Source organism: Patulibacter medicamentivorans (genome assembly GCF_000240225.1).
GTDB classification, from domain to species: domain Bacteria; phylum Actinomycetota; class Thermoleophilia; order Solirubrobacterales; family Solirubrobacteraceae; genus Patulibacter; species Patulibacter medicamentivorans.
The window spans coordinates 1-4,178 of the sequence record NZ_AGUD01000037.1 but is presented as its reverse complement, the minus strand read 5'-3'; the positions used below and the strand labels follow the sequence as shown (position 1 = coordinate 4,178).

General features: G+C 73.8%; 3 protein-coding genes. 2 read left to right on the top strand and 1 reads right to left on the bottom strand.

The window, feature by feature from the left end; translation table 11 throughout:
• Positions 1–1,649: serine hydrolase domain-containing protein (locus tag PAI11_RS04310; RefSeq protein WP_040598324.1), on the bottom strand; the 1,649-nt coding region annotated here is incomplete at its 3' end.
• 309 nt (positions 1,650–1,958) lie between these two features.
• On the opposite strand from PAI11_RS04310, the gene PAI11_RS04305 reads away from it, so the two are divergent.
• Both PAI11_RS04305 and PAI11_RS04300 read left to right on the top strand, forming a co-directional pair.
• Complete coding sequence (locus PAI11_RS04305) at positions 1,959–3,374, top strand: aspartate aminotransferase family protein (RefSeq protein ID WP_007571217.1); 1,416 nt, start codon at positions 1,959–1,961, stop codon at positions 3,372–3,374.
• Between the two features lie 118 nt (positions 3,375–3,492).
• On the top strand, positions 3,493–4,178 hold a 686-nt coding region (locus PAI11_RS04300; protein WP_138974094.1), incomplete at its 3' end, for an NAD(P)/FAD-dependent oxidoreductase.

Here is a 4,178-nt window from a genome sequence, read left to right as displayed (position 1 = left end):
CGGACGGTGGCGCGGGCGGCGGTCCGCCAGCGGCCGCCGACCCGTCGCTGGATCGTCGCGCGGACGGTCGCGGCGCGCGAGACCCGCAACCGCAGGCGGCGGCCGTCCAGGCGCACGCCGCTGACCCGCACGGTCGTCCGCGCCGGGCCGCCCGCGCCGGTCACGATCACCCGTCGCGTCGTGGTCGCGCCGTCGAGCCCGTCCTCGGTGGTCGTCCGCAGCAGCACCCGCCCGCTGCCGATCGCGGCGTCGAGCGCCGCGCTGCCGAGCGTCAGGGTCTGGCGCCCGCCCGGTGCGATCCGCAGCGGCGCGCTGGCCAGCGGCTTCGCGGCGCCACCGGCGTCGAGCGCCCTCAGCGTCCCGACGCAGGGCATCCGGGCGATCGCCGGGCACTGGACCGGGACCGGCAGGTTGCCGTCCGGGCCGGCCGTCAGGCTGCGCGCCGGGATCTGCGCGACGCGCGAGCGAGCCGGGCCGGCGGCCGGCAGCGGGGGCAGCAGCACTTGGGTCACCGCCAGCAGGTCGGGGAGGTTGACGAAGCGCTTGAACGCCTCCTCCGCCTCGAGCGCCGACGATCCGGTGCGCTTCTCGACCGGCCGCTGGGGCACCGGCCGCGGCAGCCGGATCGCCTTCGTGACGCCCTCCTTGAGCGCGCTCCAGTTGCCGCTGGTCGGCGGCCCGAAGCGGACGACGACCAGCGACTGGCTCGGCACGGTCCAGACGATCTGCTCGCCGAGGCCGTTCATCTCGTAGCCGTCCGGCGGTGCCCAGCGCGGAGCGCAGCCGGGGCTGTCGGGCCAGAACAGCAGCGAGTAGCAGGCGTTGACCGCGTTGCCGTGCTGGACGTCGGTCATCCAGTCGCGGTCCAGCAGCCGGTGGCCGTCCCAGACCCCGTCCTGCAGCAGCAGCTGGCCGAGGCGCGCCCAGTTGCGGGTCGCCATCTCGACCCCGAAGTAGCCGTCGGTGCGGCCGGCGCGGTCGCGGTGGATCGCGACCAGCTCGCGCGGAATCCCGACCTTCGAGAGCAGCTCGCGGTTCACGAAGTCCTGGAAGTCCATCCCGGTCGCCCGGCTGACGACCTCGGCCAGCAGCGACACCGTCACCTGCCCGTAGGTGAAGTGGGTCCCGCGCGGGTAGTCGAACGGCAGCGTCAGCGCGTTCTGCAGGTGGTCGTCGAGGATGAAGTTGTAGTCGCGGATCAGCTGCTGGTGCAGGCCGCTGCTCTGCGTCAGCAGGTTGCGGACGGTGATCGCGCCGTGCTCGGCGTCCGCCTCGGGAAGCAGCGAACCGACGGTGTCGTCGGGCGACAGCAGGCCCAGCTGCATCGCGCGTCCGACGGCCATCGAGACGACCGACTTGGCCGCCGACCAGCTCTGGTAGGGCTTGTTCGGGCTCTCCGAGTAGGCCGACGCGACGCGGCAGCCGTAGCGATAGACGGCGACCGAGCCGCCCGAGCCGCTGGCCGACCGGTCGACCGCCGCCTGCAGGGCCTTGGCGTCGAAGCCGAGGTCGCTGGCCGAGGCGTCGGGCAGCTCGGTCCCGGCCGGCCCGGGGGCGCACCGCATCCCGGGGGCCGGGGCCGCCGAGGCCGGCGCGGCGGGGGTCAGCGCCAGCGCTCCCGCGATCGAGATCGCGGCCCAGCGGGCCATCCTCGTAGGCGCGCGCAACCGCGCGCGCTCCGTCGCTGCTTCCACAACCACTCCTCACCCAGGGGACGCGCCGAGGCTCTCCGGGCCGCGAGGGGATGACGGCCCACCGCCAGCGCGGTTACGTGGCTGAAACATAGCAGCGCGTGTGCGCTCCGTCACACGGTTGCGACCGCCGGTACGATCGTGCGTACGGAGTCGAACCAGCGTCCGTCGATCCTCCGGCATGGTCGACGGTCTGTCGTCCCCCGCGGATCAAGAGGTGACAGGCCGCACTTGCCAGGAGCGCTAACTAATGGCACGATCACTTATATGAGCACCTCGCCGATCGCACCGGACGTCGCAGCCGCTGGGCAGCGCGCCGCGCCCGAGCAGCTGCGGCAGGCCGCCCAGGACCACCTCTGGCTGCACTTCAGCCAGCGCGCCGACTTCGCCCACGAGCGCCCGCTGCCGATCATCGCCTCCGGCGACGGCTGCTACCTGACCGACGTCGACGGCAAGCGCTTCCTGGACGGCCTGGCCGGGCTCTTCGCCGTCCAGATCGGCTACGGCCACGGCGAGGAGATGGGCGAGGCGGCGGCCGCGCAGATGCGCGAGCTGCCGTACTACACCAACTGGAACGCGGCCCACCCGCGGGCGATCGAGCTGGCCCAGGAGGTCGCCTCGCTCGCGCCGGACGGCCTCGACCACGTCTTCTTCACCTCCGGTGGCGCCGAGGCGGTCGAGTCGGCCTGGAAGATCGCCCGCGAGTACCACAGCCTCCGCGGCGAGCGCCGCTGGAAGGCGATCGGCCGCGACGTCGCCTACCACGGCACGTCGATGGGCGCGCTCTCGATCACCGGCCTGCCGAGCCTCCGCGCGCCGTTCGAGCCGCTCGTGCCGCAGGTCGGCCACGTCCGCAACACCAACCGCTTCCACCGCCCCGAGGGCGAGACCGAGCAGCAGTTCACCGCCTTCCTGCTCGACGACCTCGAGCAGCGGATCGAGAGCGAGGGCCCGGACACCGTCGCGATGGTGATCATGGAGCCGGTCCAGAACGCGGGCGGCGCCTTCACCCCGCCGGCCGGCTACTTCCAGGGCGTGCGCGAGATCTGCGACCGCCACGGGATCCTGCTCTGCGCCGACGAGGTCATCACCGGCTTCGGTCGCCTCGGCGACTGGTTCGGATCGACCCGCTACGACATCAAGCCGGACCTGATCACCAGCGCCAAGGGCCTCTCGTCCGCCTACGCGTCGATCGGCGCGCTGATCATCAGCGACAAGGTCGCCGAGCCGTTCAAGCAGCCCGGGGCGATGTTCACCCACGGGATCACCTTCGGCGGCCACCCGGTCCAGGCGGCGATCGCGCTCAAGAACATCGAGATCATGAAGCGCGAGCGGGTCGTCGAGAACGTCGCCGACCACCAGGACGACTTCCGCCGCACGCTCGCCCCGCTGCTCGACCTGCCGATCGTCGGCGACCTGCGCGGGACCGGCTTCTTCTACGCGATCGAGCTGGTCAAGGACAAGGACTCCAGGACCGGCTTCAGCGACGAGGAAGCGCACACGCTGCTGCACGACTACCTGTCGAACCGGCTCTACGACGCCGGCCTGATCTGCCGCGCCGACGACCGCGGCGACCCGGTCGTCCAGATCTCGCCGCCGCTGATCGCCGAGCAGCAGCAGTTCGACGAGATCGCCGGGATCCTCGGCGAGGTCCTGACCGAGGCCGCGACCCGGATCCGCTGAGCTCCGGTCGGCGCCCGCGCCGACCGACCCGCCTGCGACGTTCCGGTCGCCCACCGTCCGGAACGCCGCGGCGACCTGCCGCGACCGTCCGCAGCCCGGCCCCGACCTCCGACGACCCGTGTCCCGTCCCGTCTCCCACTGGTTCGCCGCGCTCGGCGGCATGCCCGAGCCGCGGCCCCCGCTCGACGGACCGCGGACGGTCGACGTCTGCGTCGTCGGCGGCGGCTACACCGGCCTCTGGACCGCCCGCGAGCTGCTGCGCGCCGACCCCGCGCTCGAGGTCCTCGTCGTCGAGCGCGACGTCTGCGGCTTCGGGGCGTCGGGCCGCAACGGCGGCTGGGTCCAGGGCGAGATCGCCGGCGATCCGGCGACCTGGGACGCCCGCCGCGGCGCCGGCGGCGCAGCGGCGATGCACCACGCGATCCGCGAGACCGTCGGCGAGGTCGAGCGGGCGGTCGCCGAGGACGGCATCGACTGCGACCTCCACCGCGGGGGCACGCTGACCGTCGCCCAGACGCCGGTCGAGCTGGAGCGGCTGCTGACGATGGTCGATGGCGTGCGGGCGGCCGGCGGCTGGGACGACGACGCCGACGCGCTGCTCGACGCCGACACGCTGGGCGAGCGGGTCGCGATCCGCGGCGGCCTGGGCGCCTGGAGCAGCAGCGCCTGCGCCCGGATCCAGCCGGCGAAGCTCGTGCGCGGCCTGGCCGCGGCGGTCGAGCGGGCCGGCGGGACGATCGTCGAGGGCACGGCGGCGACGGCGATCGAGCCGGCGTCGGGCGGGCGACCGGCGTCCGGCCGCGG

Bases quoted from the DNA above. Each gene is read 5' to 3' on its own strand.
- PAI11_RS04305 (WP_007571217.1), top strand. From the start codon at position 1,959: ATGAGCACCTCGCCGATCGCACCGGACGTCGCAGCCGCTGGGCAGCGC.